Raw genomic sequence first — 20,908 nt, 5'->3', positions numbered from 1 at the left:
GGGGGTTCCGCCTTGTGACATCAGCGAGGTTCGGCACGCAGGCCCATCGGGATCAGCACCCTACCCGCGCAGCACCAGCGCCTGACCGGCGACCACCAGCACCACCTGCTCGCACTCCTCCGCGAAGGCCGCGTTGAGCCGCCCCAGCTCGTCCCGGAACCGCCGCCCCGCCGCCGTCGCCGGCACCACGCCCGAGCCGACCTCGTTGGTCACCGCCACCACCGTCCGGCGGGTCGCCCGCACCGCCGCCACCAGCTCCGCCGTCCGCTCCCGCAGCGCCGCCTGCCCGCCGTCCGCCCACACGGCGTCGTCCCACGCGCCCACCCGGTCCATGGCGTCGGTCAGCCACAGCGACAGGCAGTCGATCAGGAGCGCCGGACCCTCCCCGGCGAGCAGCGGCACCAGGTCGGTGGTCTCGGCCGTACGCCAGGTGCCGGGCCGCCGCTCCCGGTGCAGCCCCACCCGCTCCGCCCATTCCGGATCACCCTCGCGGGTCCCGCCGGTCGCCACGTACACCACCTCGGGGAAGGTCTCCAGGCGCCGCTCGGCCTCCACCGACTTCCCCGACCGCGCCCCGCCGGTCACCAGCGTCCGCCGCGGCACCTCCGGCAGCTCGTGGTACTCGCCCAGGTACAGCACCGTCCCGTCCGGCACCGCCCGCGCCCCGGCCGCCGCCAGCCGCCGGTCCAGCTCGGCCCCGGTCGGCGCGTCGTGGTCCAGATGGACGGCGATCACCTCCGTGCCGGGACCCACCGCGCCGGTCGCCCGCAGCCGCGCCAGCGCGTCCGGCCGGCCCGTCACGTCCGCCGCCACCAGGTCGTACGGCTCCTGGTGGTTCTCCGCCAGCCCCGCGGGCGCCCCGCCGCGCGGCAGGTACAGCAGCCGCTCGCCCTCGGCCGACACCACCTCGTACCCGGTCCCCGGGGAGTCCATCGGCACCGCCCGCACCCGGTGGCCGCTGATCAGCGTCAGCTCCCGCCCGTCCGGCACCCGCCCGGCCGTCGGCAGCCCGGCCGGCAGCTCCACCGGCGGACCGTCGTGCGGGTACGTCAGGAGCACCTGCCGCACCCCCACCAGCGAACGCCCCGCGCGGGCCGCGGCGAGCGCCGCCCCCGGGGTGAGGTCGAGCAGCAGGGCGCCGTCCACGAGCAGCGCGGTCGCGGACCGCGCGCGCGGTCCGCGGGAGCGCGCGCACACCGCGCAGGGGCAGTCGGGGCGGGGCAGACCGAGCGGGGAGCCGGTGCCGAGCAGAGTCAGTTCCACGCACTGATCCTCCCGCGCCCCCGCGCGCGGTGCGCGCCCGGCTACTCTGCGGGCAGGAAACCGATCATCCGGTGAGCCTCAGGAGGCGGACATGGCATGGACGTGGCGGTTCGAGAAGTCCGACGGCACGGAGGTCGTGCCGGTGGTGACGCCGGAGGAGTTCGGCACCCAGGGCGACGCCGAGAGCTGGCTCGGGGAGAACTGGCGCGACCTCCTCGCCGGCGGCGCGGACCAGGTGACCCTCTCCGAGGACACCACGAAGATCTACGGCCCGATGCCGCTGGACGCGGAAGGCGCCTGACGGCCACGACGGCCTGACGGCACGAGAACGGAAGGGCGGGGCCGCCGGGCCCCGCCCTTCCCGCGTGCCCGGGTCTCCGCCCGGCCCTTCACCGGCCCGCTCAGATCTCGCCGAGCGTGACCTCCGCCTTGTGGGTCTCGGTGCCCCGGACGTAGGTGACGGTCACCACGTCGCCCGGGCTGCGGTCCGCCAGGGACTCCGCGAGGGAGGTGATCGTCGTGATGTCGTCGTCCGCGAGCCGGGTGATCACATCGCCCGCCCGCAGGCCCGCGTCCGCCGCCGCGCCCCCCTCCTCGGCCTCCACCACGGCCACGCCGGCCGGCTCGTAGTCGTCGTCCAGGACCGTCCGGCCGGTGATGTCGAGGGCGGCCCGGCCCGAGTCGGTGACCTTGCCGTCCTTGATGATCTGGTCGGCGACGGTCCTCACCATCGACGACGGGATCGCGAAGCCGATGCCGGGCGCGGAGCCGCCGCCCATCGCCGGGTCGGTGGCGGCGAGGGTCGGGATGCCGACGACCTGCCCGTCCAGGTCGACCAGCGCGCCCCCGCTGTTGCCCGGGTTGATCGCCGCCGAGGTCTGCACCATGTTGCCGAGGGTGGCGCCGGTGCCGCCACCCGTGTGGCCCTCGCTGACGGTGCGGCCGGTGGCGGAGACGATGCCCTGGGTGACGCTGCCGGACAGGCCCAGCGGGGACCCCATCGCCAGCACGATGTGGCCCATCTGGACCTTGGACGAGTCGCCGAACCGGGCCGGCTTCAGCCCGTCGGGCACCGACTCCAGGCGGATCACCGCGAGGTCCTGCTCCGGGTAGGCGGCGACCAGCCGGGCCGCGACGGGCTGCCCGCCGGTGGCGGCGGTGACCTGGAAGGAGGTCTCCTCGCCGATCACGTGCGCGTTGGTGACGATGTGCCCCCGATCGTCGTAGACCACCCCGGAGCCCAGGCTCTCCGAGGCGTCGATCTGCACCACGGACGGCAGCACGTCCTTGATCACGGCCTGGTAGTCGTCCTGGAGCTCGTTGGCGGCGGCCGGCGCCGCCTGCGCGGTGGTCCGCCCGGGCGCCGCGGACGTCCCGGGGTCCGCGGAGCAGCCGGCGGTCAGCGCGGCGGCGCAGACCCCCGCGGCGAGGGGGAGGGCGAGGAGTCGGGTACGGGCACGGGCACGGGAGGCATCCATGTCCGGAGTATCCGTTCCGTCCCCTTCGTCCGTCCCGGTGGACACCTCCGAACAGGCGTACCCCCCGTCAGGCGTACCCCGCGCCGGACGGGGCAGGGTACGGGCCGGGGAGAGGCGACGCGCGAAGGGCCGGCGCGCCGCGTCGGCGCACCGGCCCTCGGCCGTGTCGTGGAAGGGGGCTCAGCCCCGCACACCGCACAGGTGCAGCAGCGCCGCCACCCGCCGGTAGGGATCGGTCCGCCCCGCCTTCTCCTCGGCGGCGAGCAGCCGGTCCAGCTCCTCGGCGGCCGGCAGACCGACCTCCGCGGGGACGCCGTCGGTGAAGACCCGCACCCCGTACCAGGCGTGCAGCGGCGCCGCGATCCCCGCGAGCGTCGCCGTCAGCGCCTCGAGCCGGTCGGCCCGCACCTTCACGCCGTCGTCGTCCTGGTAGACGTCCGTCTCGAAGCCGGCCAGCGCGCCCGCCCAGTCCCCGGCGAGCCCCGGCCGCATGGCGAGGGCGTCCGCGTTCCGTACCACCAGGGAGAGCAGGCCGCCGGGGGCCAGCATCCGGGCCAGACCCGCGAGCAGCGCGTCCGGCTCGTCGGCGTACATGAGCACCCCGTGGCACAGGACCACGTCGAAGCTGCCGGGCAGGAAGTGGACGCCGGTCTCGCGTCCGTCGCCCTCGATCAGCCGGACCCGCTCACGGATCCCCGCCGGTTCGGTCGCCAGCGAGTCCCGGGCCGTCTTCAGCAGCTCGGGATCGGCCTCCAGGCCCGTGACGGTGTGCCCCGCCCGGGCCAGCCGCAGCGCCTGCGTACCGGCCCCCATGCCCGCGTCGAGGATCCTGAGCCGCTGCCCCACCGGGTAGCGGCCGGTTATCTGCTCGTCGACCTGGCGGGCGACGATCTCCTGCCGGATGGTGTCCCGGAGCCCGCCGTGACCGGCGGGCCAGTGGACGACGGCGGGCAGCACGGGACCGCCCGTCCCGGTGGCGTCCACGCCGAAGGCGTGACCGCCGGAGACCGAGCCGTCCGCGCTCAGGGTCGCTCTCCGCGCTTGACCTGCGGCTTCGGAAGCCGCAGACGGCGCATCTGGAGCGTGCGCATCAGGCCGTACGCGATCGCGCCGCGCTTCGGCTGGTCCGGGAAGCGCTCGTTGAGCTGCTTCCGCAGACGGATCCAGATGCCGATGGAGTCGATGATGATCATCACGATCACGCCGAGCCAGAGCAGCAGCGAGATGTTCTGGAGCGCCCGGTTCGCGTTGCCGAACAGGGAGAGCACCAGGATGACCACGGCCATCGGCAGGAAGAACTCGGCGATCGCGAAGCGCGAGTCGACGAAGTCGCGCACGAATCGGCGCACCGGACCCTTGTCACGGGCCGGCAGATAACGCTCGTCACCACTGTTCAGCGCCTCGCGCTGACGCGTCAGGTCGGACCGCCGCGCCTCACGCTGGCGCTTGGCGGCTTCCTTGCGGTCGAGCGGGACGGACTGCGCACGACGGCGCTGCGTCTGGGCCTCACTCCGCTTCGGGGTCGGGCGGCCCTTGGGGGCCTCGGGGTCGCGGGGCTGCTTGGAGAGGTCCGCCGTCACCTTCTCGGTGGGGGCCTTCTCATCCTTCGAACGGCTACGGAACACAAAACCCAAGGGTACGGGGTGGCGGGCATGGAACCCCAGTCCGGGAGGGAACGATCCGCTCACAGCCGGCGTCCTAGCCGGTACGCACACGAGGACGCACCGGGATCCGGCACGGGATCCGGGGGGAATCGAGCGGACGGGGGCGGCTCCGCCAGGGGTCTCCCGGAGATCGGTCTACTCCTCCCGCCGGAGGAGGGACCGGCACCAGTCGTCCTTGGGGAGGAGCGCATCCCGCTCCGAACAGTGCGGTAATAGAGGCAGGGACCGTACTGTGGATCCTGACGAAGAGCTGGTGCCAAGTCCGTCAGAAGGGGGCGCGCGAAGCCCATGAGCGGTGTCATGAAGCGTATGGGGATGATCTTCCGCGCGAAGGCGAACAAAGCCCTTGACCGGGCCGAGGACCCGCGCGAGACCCTCGATTACTCGTATCAGAAGCAGCTGGAGCTGCTGCAGAAGGTGCGCAGGGGCGTCGCCGACGTCGCCACCTCCCGCAAGCGGCTCGAACTCCAGCTGAACCAGCTGCAGGGCCAGTCCGCCAAGCTGGAGGACCAGGGCCGCAAGGCGCTGGCGCTCGGCCGGGAGGACCTCGCCCGCGAGGCGCTGTCCCGCCGGGCCGCGCTCCAGCAGCAGGTCAGCGACCTCGAGGTGCAGCACCAGACCCTCCAGGGCGAGGAGGAGAAGCTGACCCTCGCGGCACAGCGCCTCCAGGCCAAGGTCGATGCCTTCCGCACCAAGAAGGAGACCATCAAGGCCACCTACACGGCCGCCCAGGCCCAGACCCGGATCGCCGAGTCCTTCTCCGGCATCTCCGAGGAGATGAGCGACGTCGGCCTCGCCATCCAGCGGGCCGAGGACAAGACCGCCCAGCTCCAGGCCCGGGCCGGCGCCATCGACGAGCTCCTCGCCTCCGGCGCGCTCGACGACCAGTCGGGCCTCGCCAAGGACGACATCCAGGCCGAGCTGGACCGCCTCTCCGGCGGCACCGACGTCGAGCTGGAGCTCCAGCGCATGAAGGCCGAGCTGGCCGGGGGTCCCTCCGCCCAGCAGCAGGCCATCGAAGGCGGCGCGGCGGGCACCCCGCAGCAGAACCAGCAGCAGTCCCACCCCCGCTTCGACAAGCAGTAGGCAAGGACGGCGTCATGATCGTACGGATCATGGGGGAGGGCCAGCTGGAGCTGGCCGACAGCCACTTCGCCGAGCTCAATGAGCTCGACGACGAGTTGCTGAACGAGATGCGGTCGAGCGACGAGGAAGGCTTCCGGCGCACGCTGGGGGCGCTCCTCGACGCCGTCCGCCGTCTGGGCACCCCCCTCCCGGACGACGCCCTGGAGCCCTCGGAGCTGATCCTCCCGGCCCCTGACGCGTCCCTGGCCGAGGTCCGCGAGATGCTCTCGGACGACGGCCTCATCCCCGGCTGACCGGCCCCCCGCCCTCCCCACGGACCGCGTCCGGGGGAGGGCGCACCGGGCCGCAGCCCCGACAGGGCGGCGCCCCTCGGCGGACGCCTCGCACCCGCCCGTCCCGTGCGGGCGCCGGCACCGTCGCCCCGGGCGCGGGCAGGCCGTACCGTTTCCGGGTGACCCGCACAGCACCCGCACCCCTCGCCCCGGGCCTCGCCGCACGCCTGTGCACCCGCTTCCGCGACCACCCCCTGGCCTTCGACACCGTCCTGGCCTTCGGCGTCCTCGTCGCGATGATCGCCGCCTCCTTCACCGACCCGCACGGCAGCGCCACCGGACCCACCTTCGGCGACCGCGCCCCCACGCCCCTCGGCGTGGCGATGATGCTCGTCGCCGCCGTGGCCCTCGTCCTCCGCCGGCGCCGCCCCTTCGCCGTCCTCGCCTTCACCGCCGGGCTCAGCCTGCTGGAGCTGCTCGGCGAGAGCCGGCCCGCCCCGGTCACCATCAGCGTCGTCGTCGCCCTCTACACGGTCGCCTCCCGCACCGACCGCCCCACCACCTGGCGGGTCGGCCTCGCCACCATGACCGCGCTCGCCTTCGCCGCCATGGCCTTCGGCCCCACCCCCTGGTATGCCCAGGAGAACCTCGGGGTCTTCGCCTGGACCGGCATGGCGGCCGCCGCCGGCGACGCCGTCCGCAGCCGCCGCGCCTTCGTCGACGCCATCCGGGAACGCGCCGAACGCGCCGAACGGACCCGCGAGGAGGAGGCCCGCCGCCGGGTCGCCGAGGAACGGCTCCGGATCGCCCGCGACCTCCACGACGTCGTCGCCCACCACATCGCCCTGGTCAACGTGCAGGCCGGGGTCGCCGCCCACGTCATGGACAAGCGCCCCGACCAGGCCAAGGAGGCCCTCGCCCACGTCCGCGAGGCCAGCCGCTCCGCCCTCGGCGAGCTCCGCGCCACCGTCGGTCTGCTCCGCCAGTCCGGCGACCCCGAGGCCCCCACCGAGCCCGCCCCCGGCCTCGCCGTCCTCGACGGGCTCCTCGACACCTTCCGCAAGGCCGGACTGCCCGTCTCGCTGGCCCGCGCCGACGACGGCCGCCGGCTCCCGTCGGCCGTCGACCTCGCCGCGTACCGCATCGTCCAGGAGGCCCTCACCAACGTCCGCAAGCACGCCGGACCGGACGCCCGCGCCGAGGTGAGCGTCGTCCTCGTGGGCCGTACCGTCGAGGTCACCGTCCTGGACGACGGCGCCCCGCCCGCCGCCCAGGCCCCCGACCCCGCCGGCGGCCACGGCCTGCTCGGCATGCGCGAGCGGGTCACCGCCCTCGGCGGCGCGCTCACCGCCGCACCCCGCTACGGCGGCGGCTTCCGGGTCCAGGCGATACTGCCGCTGATCCCCGGAACCACCCGGGAGGCGGGGGAGGACACATGACGATCCGGGTACTGCTCGCCGACGACCAGGCCCTGCTGCGCAGCGCCTTCCGCGTGCTGGTCGACTCCGAGCCCGACATGGAGGTGATCGGCGAGGCCGCCGACGGCGCCCAGGCCGCCGCCCTCGCCCGCGCCGAACGGCCCGACGTCGTCCTCATGGACATCCGGATGCCCGGCACCGACGGCCTCGCCGCCACCCGCATGATCACCGCCGACCCCGAGCTCGCCGGGGTCCGGATCGTCATGCTCACCACCTTCGAGATCGACGAGTACGTCGTCGAGTCGCTGCGCGCCGGCGCCTCCGGCTTCCTCGGCAAGGGAGCCGAACCGGACGAGCTGCTCGGCGCGATCCGGATCGCGCACGCCGGCGAGGCGCTGCTCTCCCCGGCCGCCACCAAGGGCCTGATCGCCACGTTCCTCGCCCAGAGCGCCGCCGCCGACCCGGTCGGCGCCGGCGCCCGGGTGGACGCCGCACGGCTCGCCGCGCTCACCGCCCGGGAGCGCGAGGTCCTCGTCCTGGTCGGCGGCGGACTCTCCAACGACGAGATCGCCGAACGGCTCGACGTCAGCCCGCTCACCGTGAAGACCCACGTCAACCGCACCATGGCCAAGCTCGGCGCCCGCGACCGCGCCCAGCTGGTGGTCACCGCCTACGAGACGGGACTGGTACGCCCGAGGGGGGAGTGACCCCGCCCGCCGGCGTACTGCGGACGCGGTACGCGCCCCGGGACAGACCCGTCCCGGGGCCGACGCGATCGGGCCCGCCGGTGGCCGATCCTGTGGGCTGGGGGGCGCTCCTGGCTGCCCGCCGCCTGCCGACGAGTACGCCACAGAAGAGAGACCCCATGTCCTGGCTGTCCAGATTCAGCCTCGCGCAACGGGCCCTGATCGGGCTGATGTCCATCGTCGCCATCGTCTTCGGACTGATCGCGATACCCCAGCTGAAGCAGCAGCTGTTCCCCTCGATCGAGCTCCCGATGGTCTCGGTCATCGCCCCCTACCAGGGCGCCTCTCCCGATGTGGTCGAGAAGCAGGTCGTCGAACCGCTGGAGAACAACCTCAAGGCCGTCGACGGCATCAAGGGCATCACGTCCACCGCCTCCGAGGGCAGCGCCGTCATCATGGCCTCCTTCGACTACGGGGACGAGTCCACCAAGCAGCTCGTCGCCGACGTCCAGCAGGCCGTCAACCGCGCCCGGGCCCTGCTGCCCGAGTCGGTCGACCCGCAGGTCGTGGCCGGCTCCACCGACGACATCCCGACCGTCGTCCTCGCCGCCACCTCCGACAAGGACCAGCAGGCCCTCGCCGACCAGCTGGAGCGGACCGTCGTGCCCGCCCTGGAGGACATCGACGGCGTCGGCCAGGTCAGTATCGACGGCGTCCAGGACCTCCAGGTCTCCGTCACCCCCGACGAGCGCAAGCTCGCCGCGGCCGGCCTGACCACCATGAACCTCGCCCAGGCCCTCCAGAACGGCGGCGCCACCCTGCCCGCCGGCTCCTTCTCCGAGGCCGGCAAGAGCCGCACCGTCCAGGTCGGCGGCGGCTACACCTCGCTCCAGCAGATCCAGGACCTGCGCATCAAGCCCGCGCGGGGCAAGGCGGTCCGGCTGGGCGACGTCGCCACCGTCGAGCAGGAGGAGTCCGCCCGGGTCTCCCTGACCCGCACCAACGGCAAGCCCAGCCTCGCCGTCATGGCCACCATGGACAAGGACGGCAGCGCCGTCGCCATCTCCGAGGCCGTCGAGAAGAAGCTGCCCGGGCTGCGCGAGCAGCTGGGCGCCGGCGCCCAGCTGACCGTCGTCTCCGACCAGGGCCCGGCCGTCGCCAAGTCGATCTCCGGACTCACCACCGAGGGCGCCCTCGGCCTCGTCATGGCCGTCCTGGTGATCCTGGTCTTCCTCGCCTCGATCCGCTCGACCCTGGTCACCGCGGTCTCCATCCCGCTCTCGGTCGTCCTCGCGCTGATCGTGCTGTGGACCCGCGACCTCTCCCTCAACGTGCTGACCCTCGGCGCGCTCACCATCGCCATCGGCCGGGTCGTCGACGACTCGATCGTGGTCCTGGAGAACATCAAGCGCCACCTCGGCTACGGCGAGGACCGCCAGTCCGCGATCGTCACGGCCGTGAAGGAGGTGTCCGGCGCGGTCACCTCCTCCACCCTCACCACCGTCGCCGTCTTCCTGCCGATCGGTCTGGTCGGCGGCATGGTCGGCGAGCTGTTCGGCTCCTTCAGCCTCACCGTCACGGCCGCCCTGCTGGCCTCGCTGCTGGTGTCGCTGACGGTCGTCCCGGTGCTCTCGTACTGGTTCCTCCGCGCCCCCAAGGGCACCTCCGAGGACCCGGACGAGGCCCGCAGGCTCGCCGAGGAGAAGGAGGCGAAGAGCCGCCTCCAGCGCGCCTACGTGCCGGTGCTGCGGTTCGCCACCCGCCGCCGCCTCACCAGCGTGGCCATCGCCCTCGTCGTCCTGCTCGTCACCTTCGGCATGGCCCCGCTGATGAAGACCAACTTCTTCGACCAGGGCGACCAGCCGGTCCTGACGGTCAAGCAGAAGCTGGCCCCCGGCACCGGCCTGGACGCCTCCGACGAGGCCGCGAAGAAGATCGAGAAGGTCCTCGCGGACACCGAGGGCGTCAAGGACTACCAGGTCACCGTCGGCTCCTCCGGCTTCATGGCGGCCTTCGGCGGCGGCACCGGCGCCAACCAGGCGTCCTTCCAGGTGACGCTGGAGGAGTCCGCCTCGTACGAGAAGACCCGCGACGCCATCGAGGCGGGCCTCGGCCGGCTCGACGGCATCGGCGACACCTCGATCGCGGCCGGCGACGGCTTCTCCAGCCAGGACCTGAGCGTCGTCGTGAAGGCCGGCGACCGGGAGCTCCTCCAGAAGGCGTCCGAGCAGGTCCAGAAGGCGGTCGCGGAGCTGAAGGACGTCACCGACGTCCAGAGCGACCTCTCCCAGTCGGTCCCGCGGATCTCCGTGCGGGCCAACGCGAAGGCGGCCGACGCCGGCTTCGACGACGCCACCCTCGGCATGGCCGTCGCCCAGGCCGTCCGCGGCACCCCGGCCGGCCGGGCCACCCTCGACGACGCCGAGCGGGACGTCCTCATCACCTCGGCCTCCCCGGCCACCACCCTCGCCCAGCTGAAGGCGCTGCCGCTCGGCCCGGTGAAGCTCGGTGACATCGCCACCGTGGAGCTCGTCCCCGGCCCGGTCTCCATGACCCGGATCGACGGCGCCCGCGCGGCGACGATCACGGCCAAGCCGACCACGGACAACACCGGCGCCGTGGGGACCGCGCTCCAGGCGAAGATCGACAAGCTCGACCTGCCCGAGGGCGCCTCCGCCTCCATCGGCGGCGTCTCCGAGGACCAGAGCGAGGCGTTCGTCAACCTGGGCCTGGCGATGCTCGCGGCCGTCGCGATCGTCTTCATGCTGCTGGTCGCGACCTTCAGGTCGCTGGTCCAGCCGCTGATCCTGCTGGTCTCCATCCCGTTCGCCGCCACCGGCGCCATCGGCCTCCTGGTCGCCACCGGCACCGCGATGGGCGTCCCGGCGATGATCGGCATGCTGATGCTCATCGGCATCGTCGTGACCAACGCGATCGTCCTGATCGACCTGATCAACCAGTACCGGGCCCAGGGGTACGGCGTCGTCGAAGCGGTGATCGAGGGCGGCCGGCACCGGCTCCGCCCGATCCTGATGACCGCGCTGGCGACCGTCTTCGCCCTGCTGCCGATGGCCCTCGGCATCACCGGCGAGGGCGGCTTCATCGCCCAGCCGCTCGCCGTGGTCGTGATCGGCGGTCTGATCACGTCGACCCTGCTGACCCTCCTCCTCGTCCCGACGCTCTACGCGATGGTCGAACTCCGCAAGGAGCGCCGCGCGAAGAAGAAGGCGGCGAAGAAGGGCGCGAAGAAGACGCTCAAGAAGGGCGGCGACACGGAGGTCCCGCGGCAGCCGGAGCTCTCCCCGCTCGACGCCGGCCTGCTGGACGCCCTCGACTGAGTCCGGGGCGGAGACGGAAGGGGCGCCCCCACGATCCCGTGGGGGCGCCCCTTCGGCGTACGTACCGGAGAACCGTTACGGCAGAGCCAGCATCCGCTCCAGCGCGAGCTTGGCGAACGCCTCCGTCTCCTTGTCGACCTCGATCCGGTTGACCAGGTTCCCCTCGGCCAGCGACTCCAGGGTCCAGACCAGGTGCGGCAGGTCGATCCGGTTCATCGTCGAGCAGAAGCAGACCGTCTTGTCGAGGAAGACGATCTCCTTGCCCTGGTCCGCGTAGCGGTTCGCCAGACGGCGGACCAGGTTCAGCTCCGTGCCGATGGCCCACTTCGAGCCGGCCGGGGCCGCCTCCAGGGTGTTGATGATGTACTCGGTCGAGCCCACGTGGTCCGCGGCGGCGACGACCTCGTGCTTGCACTCCGGGTGGACCAGCACGTTCACCCCGGGGATCCGGGCGCGCACGTCCTCGACCGACTCCAGCGAGAAGCGGCCGTGCACCGAGCAGTGGCCCCGCCACAGGATCATCTTCGCGGCGCGCAGCTGCTCGGCGGTGAGCCCGCCGTTCGGCTTGTGCGGGTTGTAGACCACGCAGTCGTCCAGGGACATGCCCATGTCGCGGACGGCGGTGTTGCGGCCCAGGTGCTGATCGGGCAGGAAGAGCACCTTCTCGCCCTGCTCGAAGGCCCAGTCCAGCGCCTTCTTCGCGTTGGACGAGGTGCAGATCGTGCCGCCGTGCCTGCCGGTGAACGCCTTGATGTCGGCCGAGGAGTTCATGTACGAGACGGGCACCACCTGACCGGCGATCCCGGCCTCGGTCAGCACGTCCCAGCACTCGGCGACCTGCTCGGCGGTGGCCATGTCGGCCATCGAGCAGCCGGCCGCGAGGTCCGGAAGGACCACCTTCTGGTCGTCGCCGGTGAGGATGTCGGCCGACTCGGCCATGAAGTGCACGCCGCAGAAGACGATGTACTCGGCCTCCGGCTTGGCGGCGGCGTCCCGCGCGAGCTTGAACGAGTCGCCGGTGACGTCGGCGAACTGGATGACCTCGTCACGCTGGTAGTGGTGGCCGAGGACGAAGACCTTGTCCCCGAGCTTCTCCTTGGCCGCGCGGGCACGCTCCACCAGGTCGGGGTCGGAGGGAGAGGGCAGATCGCCGGGACACTCCACGCCGCGCTCGCTCTTGGGATCGGCCTCGCGGCCGAGCAGCAGCAGGGCGAGCGGCGTCGGCTGGACGTCCAGGGGGGTCTGGGCGGTGGTCACGTCACGCACCCTTTCTTCGGGGAACCTTTTCGTCTAAATGACGTTATCTATCATAACCTCTTCACGTCATCCTGACGATGGCCATAGTGTCGATGTGACGAATTCGCCCTCCGCGTCTCCGGTCAGGGTGTGCGAGCATGAAGGAGGGAAATCCCACCCGACCCGGAATGAATCCGGGGCACCGTCGGTTGCAACCGTCGGCAAGCAGTCTCCGTACAACCCGGGAGAGATGTAGATGTCCGTATCGGACGAGACCGGCACCGTCACCGACGGCATCATCGTGACCGACGCCGCCGCGGCCAAGGTCAGGGCTCTGCTGGAGCAGGAGGGCCGTGACGACCTGGCGCTGCGCGTCGCCGTCCAGCCCGGCGGCTGCTCCGGCCTGCGCTACCAGCTGTTCTTCGACGAGCGCTCGCTCGACGGCGACGTCGTCAAGGACTTCGACGGCGTCAAGGTCGTCACCGACCGCATGAGCGCCCCGTACCTGGGCGGCGCCTCCATCGACTTCGTCGACACCATCGAGAAGCAGGGCTTCACGATCGACAACCCGAACGCCACCGGCTCCTGCGCCTGCGGCGATTCCTTCAGCTAAGCCGTCGCGCAGCGACGGCTTAGGGGCGGTGGCCCGGGAGACCGACCTCCCGGACCACCGCCCTTCCTCGTGTGCGGGCCCCTCCGGGCGCGTACGGGCCCCTACCGCCGCGGCAGGGCCTCGTCGCTCACCGCGTCCACCACCGGCCGGTCACCCAGCGGCGCCTCCAGCGTCACCTCCACGGTGACCTCCTTGGCGACCAGGATGCAGGCCCGGTCCGGATCGATCGGCTTGTCGTCGATCCGGACCCGCACCTGCCGCGGGTCCTCGGCGCTGTGCGCCGTGTAGGTGCTGCACACCCCGCCCCAGAAGGTCAGCGCCAGCGTCCGCCCGTCGGGCCGCACCGTGAACGACTCGATCCGCCGCACCGGCTCCGCCCCGTCGGCGGGCTCCCGCACGCTCGGCGTGGGCGCCGGGGACGGCGTCGCCGGCGGCACCAGATACTCCGGCGCCACCGCCGTCGAGGTCACCGTGTACGGCGCCGAGTCCGCCGGATCGGCCGTGAACAGCCACGCCGGCACGAGCACCCGCCCGTCCGCCGTGTCCTTCGCCGCCAGGCCGAGCACGCCCCCGGTCACCGGCACCTCGCGCGGCGGGGCCATGTCCACGATCGTCTGGCAGGGCGCGTCCTTCCCGGGCTCGTCCGGCGCCTGCGGCTCCCCGGCCGGCGGGTCCGTGGCGCAGCCGCCGATCCCGATCGGACCCGTGCCCCTGGACTCCTCGTTCAGCCGCGCCAGCGCCCGCTCCGCCGACACCACCGGGTACGTCTCGGCCTTCGCCGGCTCCTTCAGCGTCCCGCTGCCGGCGACCGGCCGCCCGTCCGGACCGATGTGCAGCCCCGTCGACCAGCCGTAGGTGGGCAGCCCGCCGACCACCGGCTCGGCGTTCACCACCCGCACCGACCCGTTCATGACCTGCGTCGCCGACACCTTGGCGTCGTCCTGCCCCAGCACCTTCAGCACCGGCGCCGCCGCGGCCTTCGCCGCCGCCTCGCTCACCGGGGTGCCCTTGGCCGGCGGGGTCGCCTCGCCCGGCGGCGGGCACGCCCTGCCCTTCAGACAGGTGTCGCCGGCCGGACCGCCGTCGTACCAGGAGTACGTCCAGTCCCCCGGGGCCTGCCGCGACACGTCGAGCCGCGGCCCCCGGCCGTCCTTCTCGGGCCGGATCGTCCACACGTCCCCGACCAGCGCCGGGCTCCCCTCGACCCCGAGCGCCGCGGCCAGCCTGGCCACCTCTTCCGAGGTGACCAGGCCCTCCGGCCGGTGGACCGCGGCCGACGAGGGCCCTTGGGGGAGTGGGCCCTCGGCTCTGTAGACCGTCCCGCTCGGGCCGCCGCCCGGGTCCGGTTCGCCCGGCGCGATCCCCGCGTCCGGGCCGCCCGTACCGCCGCTCCCGCCCCCGAGCCGCAGGGGCGGCGGCGCGGGCGCGCCCGCGGCCCGCGACGCGGTCCCGGGCCCCTCGTCACCGGAGGCGGTCAGATACACGCCGCCGCCACCGGCCAGCAGCACACCCGCCGCCACCGTGGCGACGAGGGCGGTCCGCCGTCCGCGTCCGTTCTCCGTACCGCTCACCGCAACGCTCCCTCGTGTCGTTCGGACACCGGTGGGACGGGGCGGGGGCGCGGACGGTTCCGTCGGTCAGGCGCCGTACTCGGCGGTGGCGGCGATCAGCCGCGCCGAGGCGTCCGGGACGACCACCCCGTGGATCGAGGCGGGGGAGACCGGGGCGGGCGCCGGATCGGCCGGCGTCACCCAGTGCGGGACCATCCGGGCGCCGGCCCCGCGCAGCTCGGCGAGGCTCAGTTCGGACTCGTGTCGCTCACGGGGAGCGGGGTACGTGGTCATGGGCGCACCGTATGCACCACCCGCCCCCGGAGAAAAGCCCTACTCTGGGGTAGTTTCCACTGTTCGGCAGGAGGCCCGGCAGCGGATAACGTGGATTGTCAGCACCTACCCTTCCGCAGGAGCACCCAGCCGTGCGTATCGCAGTCACCGGCTCCATCGCCACCGACCACCTCATGACCTTCCCCGGCCGGTTCGCCGACCAGCTGGTGGCCGACCAGCTCCACACGGTGTCCCTCTCCTTCCTCGTGGACAACCTCGACGTCCGCCGCGGCGGCGTCGGCCCCAACATCTGCTTCGGCATGGGCCAGCTCGGCGGCAACCCGATCCTGGTCGGCGCGGCCGGCTACGACTTCGACGAGTACCGCGCCTGGCTCGACCGCCACGGCGTCGACACCGGCTCCGTCCGCATCTCCGAGGTCCTGCACACCGCGCGCTTCGTCTGCACCACGGACAAGGACCACAACCAGATCGGCTCCTTCTACACCGGTGCCATGAGCGAGGCCCGCCTCATCGAGCTCAAGGCCGTCGCCGACCGCGTCGGCGGGCTCGACCTGGTCCTCATCGGCGCCGACGACCCCGAGGCGATGCTCCGCCACACCGAGGAGTGCAAGGCCCGCGGGATCCCCTTCGCGGCCGACTTCTCGCAGCAGATCGCCCGCATGGACGGCGAGGAGATCCGGACCCTCCTCGACGGCGCCACCTACCTCTTCTCCAACGAGTACGAGAAGGGCCTCATCGAGTCGAAGACCGGCTGGACCGACGAGGAGATCCTCTCCCGCGTCGGCCACCGCGTCACCACGCTCGGCTCGCGCGGCGTCCGCATCGAGCGCGTGGGCGACCCCGCGATCGAGGTCGCCTGCCCGGAGGAGGAGGCCAAGGTCGACCCCACCGGCGTCGGCGACGCGTTCCGCGCGGGCTTCCTGACGGGCCTCGCGTGGGGCGTCGGCCTGGAGCGGGCGGCGCAGGTCGGCTGCATGCTGGCGACGCTGGTCATCGAGACCCTCGGCACGCAGGAGTACACCCTCCGCCGCGCCAACTTCATGGACCGCTTCACCAAGGCGTACGGCGACGAAGCCGCCACCGAGGTCCGGACCCACCTCGCCTGACCCCACCCCGCCGGGCGGCCCCGCCGTGGCGGCGCCCGCCCGGCGGGACGGGCTCGGGGGGAGGGGTCACGACGCGCGGCGGACCACGTAGGCGTGGCCGCCACCGGGGGCGGGGGACGCGCCCTCGTACCGCTGGCCCCGCATCTCGCACCACGCGGGGATGTCGAGCCGCGCCGCCTCGTCGTCGGAGAGCACCGTCACCGTCCCCCCGACCCGCACCGCCCCGATGACCTTCGCCAGCTCGATGACGGGAACGGGGCACCGCTTCCCCCGCGCGTCGACCACCAGGTCCTCGCCCTCTCCCGGCACGGTGGTGCCCGCGCCCAGGCGTTCCCGTACGGACGCGACGACCCGGGGCAGCACCGTCAGGAAGCGGTCGACGTCCGCCTCGTCCGTGCCGGTGGGCAGCGAGACCCGGACGTTCCCCTCGCTCAGGACCCCCATCGCGCGGAGCACATGGCTGGGCGTCAGCGTGGAGCTGGTGCACGACGAACCGGACGAAACGGAGAATTCCTCCCGGTCCAGCTCCGACAGCAGCGTCTCCCCGTCGACGTACAGGCAGGAGAAGGTGACGACGTGGGGGAGGCGCCGCACCGGGTCGCCCACGACCTCCACGTCCGGCACCAGCTCCGGCACCCGTGCCCGGATCCGGTCCACGAGGGCCCGCAGCCGGGCGCCCTCCGCCGCGGCCTCGGCCCGTACCGCCCGCAGGGAGGCCGCCGCCGCGACGATCGCGGGCAGGTTCTCGAAACCGGGCGCGCGGCCCGACTCCCGTTCGTCGGACGGGCCTTGGGGCGCGAACCGCACGCCCTTGCGCACCGCGAGCAGCCCCACGCCCGCCGGCCCGCCCCACTTGTGCGCGCTCGCCGCGAGCAGCGACCAGCCCTCCGGCACCGGCCCCCAGCCCAGCGACTGGGCCGCGTCCACCAGCAGCGGCACCCCGGCCGCCCGGCAGGCTTCGGCGACCTCGGCCACCGGCTGCTCGGTGCCCACCTCGTGGTTGGCCGACTGGAGGCAGGCGAGCGCGACCCCTTCGCCGAGCTCCGCCGCGAAGACCTCCGGGTCCACCGCGCCGGTCCGGCCGACCGGAACCTCCGTCACCGTCCCGCCGGCGGCCGCGTGCGCCTCGCCGGCGTGCAGCACCGAGGAGTGTTCGACGGCCGAGACCACCAGCCGGCCGCCGACCCGCCGGCGCCCCGCGAGCGCTCCCGACACGCCCGAGTGGACGGCACGTGTCCCCGAAGGGGTGAAGACGAGCTCGTCGGGGCGGCAGCCCACCGCCTCCGCCGCGGCCTCCCGCGCCGCGTCGAGCAGCAGCCGGGCCCGCCGCCCCTCCCGGTAGAGCCGGGCCGGGTCGGCCCATCCCTCGTCGAGGGCGGCGAGCAGCGCCTGACGGGCGACAGGGTGCAGGGGAGCGGCGGACGCGGCGTCGAAGTACGGCATCCGCCCACGGTAGAGCCTGTGGCCGGGCCCGCTCCGACGTGGCCCGCCGGGGGCGGGGGGAGAGGGGGCGGCGCGCGCCTGCCGCCACGGGTGAGGACGTGTCAGGAGGCCGTCGTGACGGGGTGCCAGACCCCCGAACGGGCGCTTCCGGTCCCTCTCCGGAACCTTCGGGTCCACCCCTTCGGGGACTCGGACGGCGCGTTGGGCACCCTCCCCGCGCGACCCCAAATAGCGTCCAGTAGGGTTTGGTCCGCATAAACATCCAAACCCCTGCCCGCGGCCGGGGCGGCGACCGACCAGCGAGACGGACGGCCGTGGCCGACCAACGCGGGCCGAGACTCTCGGGAAGGCGCTACGTGAGTCCCAACGGCTCCGACCGCTCGTCGCGGCGCCCGATGCGGCGGAAGCTGCCGCAGGTGCTGACTGCGGGCCTGATCCTGGCGACAGCCACCGGCTGCTCGTACAACTGGGAAGACTTCCCCCGCCTGGGCATGCCCACCCCCGTCACGGAAGAGGCGCCTCGGATCCTCTCCCTGTGGCAGGGATCCTGGGCCGCCGCGCTCCTCACCGGCATCCTGGTGTGGGGCCTCATCCTGTGGTCGGTCATCTTCCACCGGCGCAGCCGGACCAAGGTCGAGGTACCTCCGCAGACCCGCTACAACATGCCCATCGAGGCGCTGTACACGGTCACCCCCCTCATCATCGTCTCGGTGCTCTTCTACTTCACCGCGCGCGACGAGTCGAAGCTCCTTGCCCTCTCGGACAAGCCGGCCCACACGATCAACGTGGTCGGCTACCAGTGGAGCTGGGGCTTCAACTACATCGAGAACGTGCCCGGTGTCGAGGGCGACGCGAAGACGGACAAGAACCTCGCGTCCATTCCGGACAAGTTCATCAAGCAGTTCCCGGAGAACGCGGGCGGCGTCTACGCCGCCGGCATCCCCGGCGACCGCAACCCGCAGACCGGCAACCCGGGCCCGACCCTGTGGCTGCCGAAGGGCGAGAAGGTCCGCTTCGTCCTCACCTCGCGTGACGTCATCCACTCCTTCTGGGTGGTGCCGTTCCTCTTCAAGCAGGACGTCATCCCGGGCCACACCAACGTCTTCGAGGTGACCCCGACCCAGGAGGGCACCTTCCTCGGCAAGTGCGCCGAGCTGTGCGGTGTCGACCACTCCCGGATGCTCTTCAATGTCAAGGTCGTCTCCCCGGAGCGCTACCAGGCGCACCTGAAGGAGCTGGCCGAGAAGGGCCAGACCGGCTACATCCCGTCCGGCATCGAGCAGACGGACCCGGCCAGGAACGCGGAGAAGAACCAACTGTGAGCATCCCCAACGAAACCAAGGGTGCCGCGGCTGAGGACTCGTACGAGAACGAGGTGCCCGTCCGCCGCAAGCAGCCCGGCAATGTGGTGGTGAAGTGGCTGACCACCACCGACCACAAGACCATCGGTACGATGTACCTGGTCACCTCGTTCGTGTTCTTCATCATCGGCGGCCTGATGGCGCTCTTCATGCGCGCCGAGCTGGCCCGTCCGGGCACGCAGATCATGTCGAACGAGCAGTTCAACCAGGCGTTCACGATGCACGGCACGATCATGCTGCTGATGTTCGCGACGCCGCTGTTCGCCGGATTCGCGAACTGGATCATGCCGCTGCAGATCGGCGCGCCCGACGTGGCGTTCCCGCGGCTGAACATGTTCGCCTACTGGCTGTACCTCTTCGGCTCGATCATGGCGGTGGCCGGCTTCCTCACCCCCCAGGGTGCGGCCGACTTCGGCTGGTTCGCCTACTCCCCGCTGTCGGACGCCGTCCGCTCGCCGGGCGTCGGCGCCGACATGTGGATCATGGGTCTGGCCTTCTCCGGCTTCGGCACGATCCTCGGCTCGGTCAACTTCATCACCACGATCATCTGCATGCGCGCTCCGGGCATGACGATGTTCCGTATGCCGATCTTCACCTGGAACGTGCTGCTGACCGGTGTCCTGGTCCTGCTCGCCTTCCCGGTCCTCGCGGCGGCCCTCTTCGCCCTGGAGGCGGACCGCAAGTTCGGTGCCCACGTCTTCGACGCGGCCAACGGCGGAGCCCTGCTCTGGCAGCACCTCTTCTGGTTCTTCGGACACCCAGAGGTGTACATCATCGCCCTGCCGTTCTTCGGCATCGTCTCCGAGGTCATCCCGGTCTTCAGCCGTAAGCCGATGTTCGGCTACATCGGCCTGGTGGCCGCGACCATCGCGATCGCCGGTCTGTCCGTGACCGTGTGGGCCCACCACATGTACGTCACCGGCGGCGTGCTCCTGCCGTTCTTCTCCTTCATGACGTTCCTCATCGCCGTGCCAACAGGCGTGAAGTTCTTCAACTGGATCGGCACGATGTGGAAGGGCTCGTTGTCCTTCGAGACGCCGATGCTCTGGACGATCGGCTTCCTGATCACCTTCACCTTCGGTGGTCTGACCGGCGTCATCCTGGCCTCGCCGCCGATGGACTTCCACGTCTCGGACTCGTACTTCGTGGTGGCGCACTTCCACTACGTCGTCTTCGGCACCGTCGTCTTCGCGATGTTCGCCGGCTTCCACTTCTGGTGGCCGAAGTTCACCGGCAAGATGCTGGACGAGCGCCTGGGCAAGATGACCTTCTGGACGCTGTTCATCGGCTTCCACGGCACCTTCCTGGTGCAGCACTGGCTGGGCGCCGAGGGCATGCCGCGTCGTTACGCGGACTACCTGGACGCCGACGGCTTCACCGCGCTGAACACGATCTCGACGATCTCGTCGTTCCTGCTCGGCCTGTCGATGCTGCCGTTCTTCTACAACGTGTGGAAGACCGCCAAGTACGGCAAGAAGGTCGAGGTCGACGACCCGTGGGGCTACGGCCGTTCGCTGGAGTGGGCGACGTCCTGCCCGCCGCCGCGGCACAACTTCCTCACGCTGCCGCGGATCCGTTCGGAATCGCCCGCGTTCGACCTGCACCACCCTGAGATCGCGGCTGTCGACCAGCTGGAGAACAAGCCGCACGAGGCCGCGGCCCTCACGGGCAGCAAGGAGGCCGGCAAGTGAAGATCCAGGGCAAGATGTTCATCTGGCTGAGCGTCTTCATCCTTGCCATGGCGGTCCTGTACGGCGTCTGGAGCAAGGAGCCGGTCGGTACGACGGCGCTCTTCCTGGCCTTCGGCCTCTCCATCATGATCGGCTACTACCTGGCCTTCACGGCCAAGCGTGTCGACGCGATGGCGCAGGACGACAAGGAGGCCGACGTCGCGGACGAGGCCGGCGAGGTGGGCTTCTTCGCCCCCCACAGCTGGCAGCCGCTGTCGCTGGCCCTCGGCGGTGCCCTCGCGTTCCTCTCGATCGCGATGGGCTGGTGGATCATGTACTTCTCCGCCCCGCTGATCCTCGTCGGCATCTGGGGCTGGGTCTTCGAGTTCTACCGCGGTGAGAACCAGAACCAGTAGCAGCACCCCGTAAC

At 72.1% G+C, this 20,908-nt stretch carries 19 protein-coding genes; 11 read left to right on the top strand and 8 right to left on the bottom strand.

What is annotated here, in order from left to right:
• Positions 1 to 60: 60 nt before the first annotated feature.
• A complete protein-coding gene (locus tag ACFVU3_RS15870) occupies positions 61 to 1,263 on the bottom strand; it encodes a bifunctional adenosylcobinamide kinase/adenosylcobinamide-phosphate guanylyltransferase (protein ID WP_390066472.1) in 1,203 nt (400 codons plus the stop codon).
• Between the two features lie 91 nt (positions 1,264 to 1,354).
• On the opposite strand from ACFVU3_RS15870, the gene ACFVU3_RS15865 reads away from it, so the two are divergent.
• Positions 1,355 to 1,564, top strand: a complete 210-nt coding sequence (locus tag ACFVU3_RS15865; protein WP_189850257.1) for a hypothetical protein — start codon at positions 1,355 to 1,357, stop codon at positions 1,562 to 1,564.
• 100 nt (positions 1,565 to 1,664) lie between these two features.
• Here ACFVU3_RS15865 and ACFVU3_RS15860 read toward each other — a convergent pair whose 3' ends face one another.
• From ACFVU3_RS15860 to ACFVU3_RS15850, 3 genes are all read right to left on the bottom strand, one after another.
• Entirely contained in the window at positions 1,665 to 2,741 is a 1,077-nt protein-coding gene (locus tag ACFVU3_RS15860) for a S1C family serine protease (protein WP_390066471.1), read from the bottom strand.
• Between the two features lie 180 nt (positions 2,742 to 2,921).
• Positions 2,922 to 3,698 carry a class I SAM-dependent methyltransferase gene (locus tag ACFVU3_RS15855; protein ID WP_390066521.1) on the bottom strand — a complete coding sequence of 259 codons (777 nt, stop codon included), beginning with the start codon at positions 3,696 to 3,698 and terminating at the stop codon, positions 2,922 to 2,924.
• Between the two features lie 65 nt (positions 3,699 to 3,763).
• Complete coding sequence (locus ACFVU3_RS15850; RefSeq protein ID WP_390066470.1) at positions 3,764 to 4,366, bottom strand: DUF3043 domain-containing protein; 603 nt, start codon at positions 4,364 to 4,366, stop codon at positions 3,764 to 3,766.
• A 327-nt stretch (positions 4,367 to 4,693) separates the two neighbouring features.
• Here ACFVU3_RS15850 and ACFVU3_RS15845 point away from each other — a divergent pair, with 327 nt between their 5' ends.
• The 5 genes from ACFVU3_RS15845 to ACFVU3_RS15825 all read left to right on the top strand — a co-directional run bounded on the left by ACFVU3_RS15845 (position 4,694) and on the right by ACFVU3_RS15825 (position 11,205).
• Positions 4,694 to 5,491, top strand: coding sequence for a PspA/IM30 family protein (locus ACFVU3_RS15845; protein ID WP_390066469.1), 798 nt, complete (start codon positions 4,694 to 4,696; stop codon positions 5,489 to 5,491).
• A gap of 14 nt (positions 5,492 to 5,505) precedes the next feature.
• On the top strand, positions 5,506 to 5,784 hold the full coding sequence (locus ACFVU3_RS15840) for a hypothetical protein (protein WP_390066468.1): 279 nt from the start codon (positions 5,506 to 5,508) through the stop codon (positions 5,782 to 5,784).
• 158 nt (positions 5,785 to 5,942) lie between these two features.
• Positions 5,943 to 7,202, top strand: coding sequence for a sensor histidine kinase (locus tag ACFVU3_RS15835; protein ID WP_390066467.1), 1,260 nt, complete (start codon positions 5,943 to 5,945; stop codon positions 7,200 to 7,202).
• Positions 7,199 to 7,888: a response regulator gene (locus ACFVU3_RS15830; protein WP_390066466.1), complete on the top strand. Its 690-nt coding sequence runs from the start codon at positions 7,199 to 7,201 to the stop codon at positions 7,886 to 7,888. Before ACFVU3_RS15835 ends, ACFVU3_RS15830 begins: the two co-directional genes overlap by 4 nt.
• A 158-nt stretch (positions 7,889 to 8,046) precedes the next feature.
• The gene (locus ACFVU3_RS15825; protein ID WP_390066465.1) at positions 8,047 to 11,205 is read left to right on the top strand and encodes an efflux RND transporter permease subunit; all 3,159 of its coding nucleotides are present in this window, start codon (positions 8,047 to 8,049) and stop codon (positions 11,203 to 11,205) included.
• Positions 11,206 to 11,280: 75 nt separating this feature from the next.
• Here ACFVU3_RS15825 and nadA read toward each other — a convergent pair whose 3' ends face one another.
• The gene (gene nadA / locus ACFVU3_RS15820; RefSeq protein WP_390066464.1) at positions 11,281 to 12,471 is read right to left on the bottom strand and encodes a quinolinate synthase NadA; all 1,191 of its coding nucleotides are present in this window, start codon (positions 12,469 to 12,471) and stop codon (positions 11,281 to 11,283) included.
• Between the two features lie 226 nt (positions 12,472 to 12,697).
• Between nadA and ACFVU3_RS15815 the strand changes: the two genes are divergently transcribed.
• Complete coding sequence (locus tag ACFVU3_RS15815) at positions 12,698 to 13,054, top strand: iron-sulfur cluster assembly accessory protein (protein WP_031006968.1); 357 nt, start codon at positions 12,698 to 12,700, stop codon at positions 13,052 to 13,054.
• Between the two features lie 101 nt (positions 13,055 to 13,155).
• Here the strand turns inward: ACFVU3_RS15815 and ACFVU3_RS15810 are convergent, their stop codons facing one another.
• Positions 13,156 to 14,625, bottom strand: coding sequence for a hypothetical protein (locus ACFVU3_RS15810; RefSeq protein ID WP_390066463.1), 1,470 nt, complete (start codon positions 14,623 to 14,625; stop codon positions 13,156 to 13,158).
• Positions 14,626 to 14,691: 66 nt separating this feature from the next.
• Positions 14,692 to 14,898: a hypothetical protein gene (locus ACFVU3_RS15805; protein WP_390066462.1), complete on the bottom strand. Its 207-nt coding sequence runs from the start codon at positions 14,896 to 14,898 to the stop codon at positions 14,692 to 14,694.
• A gap of 131 nt (positions 14,899 to 15,029) precedes the next feature.
• On the opposite strand from ACFVU3_RS15805, the gene ACFVU3_RS15800 reads away from it, so the two are divergent.
• Complete coding sequence (locus tag ACFVU3_RS15800; RefSeq protein WP_390066461.1) at positions 15,030 to 16,004, top strand: carbohydrate kinase family protein; 975 nt, start codon at positions 15,030 to 15,032, stop codon at positions 16,002 to 16,004.
• A 66-nt stretch (positions 16,005 to 16,070) separates the two neighbouring features.
• Here the strand turns inward: ACFVU3_RS15800 and ACFVU3_RS15795 are convergent, their stop codons facing one another.
• Entirely contained in the window at positions 16,071 to 17,447 is a 1,377-nt protein-coding gene (locus tag ACFVU3_RS15795; RefSeq protein WP_390066460.1) for a cysteine desulfurase/sulfurtransferase TusA family protein, read from the bottom strand.
• A 356-nt stretch (positions 17,448 to 17,803) separates the two neighbouring features.
• On the opposite strand from ACFVU3_RS15795, the gene coxB reads away from it, so the two are divergent.
• From coxB to ACFVU3_RS15780, 3 genes are read left to right on the top strand one after another with little or no spacing between them, the layout of a single operon-like run.
• Positions 17,804 to 18,769, top strand: a complete 966-nt coding sequence (gene coxB, locus ACFVU3_RS15790; RefSeq protein WP_390066459.1) for a cytochrome c oxidase subunit II — start codon at positions 17,804 to 17,806, stop codon at positions 18,767 to 18,769.
• Positions 18,766 to 20,499: a cytochrome c oxidase subunit I gene (gene ctaD / locus ACFVU3_RS15785; RefSeq protein ID WP_189850243.1), complete on the top strand. Its 1,734-nt coding sequence runs from the start codon at positions 18,766 to 18,768 to the stop codon at positions 20,497 to 20,499. Before coxB ends, ctaD begins: the two co-directional genes overlap by 4 nt.
• Positions 20,496 to 20,894, top strand: coding sequence for a cytochrome c oxidase subunit 4 (locus ACFVU3_RS15780; RefSeq protein WP_360600271.1), 399 nt, complete (start codon positions 20,496 to 20,498; stop codon positions 20,892 to 20,894). Before ctaD ends, ACFVU3_RS15780 begins: the two co-directional genes overlap by 4 nt.
• Positions 20,895 to 20,908 lie beyond the last annotated feature (14 nt).

The organism is Streptomyces sp. NPDC058052, assembly GCF_042885515.1.
Lineage (GTDB): Bacteria > Actinomycetota > Actinomycetes > Streptomycetales > Streptomycetaceae > Streptomyces.
This window is presented reverse-complemented; position numbering and strand designations above follow the sequence as displayed.

Coding starts and splice junctions, on each gene's coding strand:
- ACFVU3_RS15825 (WP_390066465.1), top strand. CDS start 8,047: ATGTCCTGGCTGTCCAGATTCAGCCTCGCGCAACGGGCCCTGATCGGG.
- ACFVU3_RS15865 (WP_189850257.1), top strand. CDS start 1,355: ATGGCATGGACGTGGCGGTTCGAGAAGTCCGACGGCACGGAGGTCGTG.
- ACFVU3_RS15845 (WP_390066469.1), top strand. CDS start 4,694: ATGAGCGGTGTCATGAAGCGTATGGGGATGATCTTCCGCGCGAAGGCG.
- ACFVU3_RS15805 (WP_390066462.1), bottom strand. CDS start 14,898: ATGACCACGTACCCCGCTCCCCGTGAGCGACACGAGTCCGAACTGAGC.
- ACFVU3_RS15795 (WP_390066460.1), bottom strand. CDS start 17,447: ATGCCGTACTTCGACGCCGCGTCCGCCGCTCCCCTGCACCCTGTCGCC.
- ACFVU3_RS15840 (WP_390066468.1), top strand. CDS start 5,506: ATGATCGTACGGATCATGGGGGAGGGCCAGCTGGAGCTGGCCGACAGC.
- ACFVU3_RS15830 (WP_390066466.1), top strand. CDS start 7,199: ATGACGATCCGGGTACTGCTCGCCGACGACCAGGCCCTGCTGCGCAGC.
- ACFVU3_RS15815 (WP_031006968.1), top strand. CDS start 12,698: ATGTCCGTATCGGACGAGACCGGCACCGTCACCGACGGCATCATCGTG.
- ACFVU3_RS15860 (WP_390066471.1), bottom strand. CDS start 2,741: ATGGATGCCTCCCGTGCCCGTGCCCGTACCCGACTCCTCGCCCTCCCC.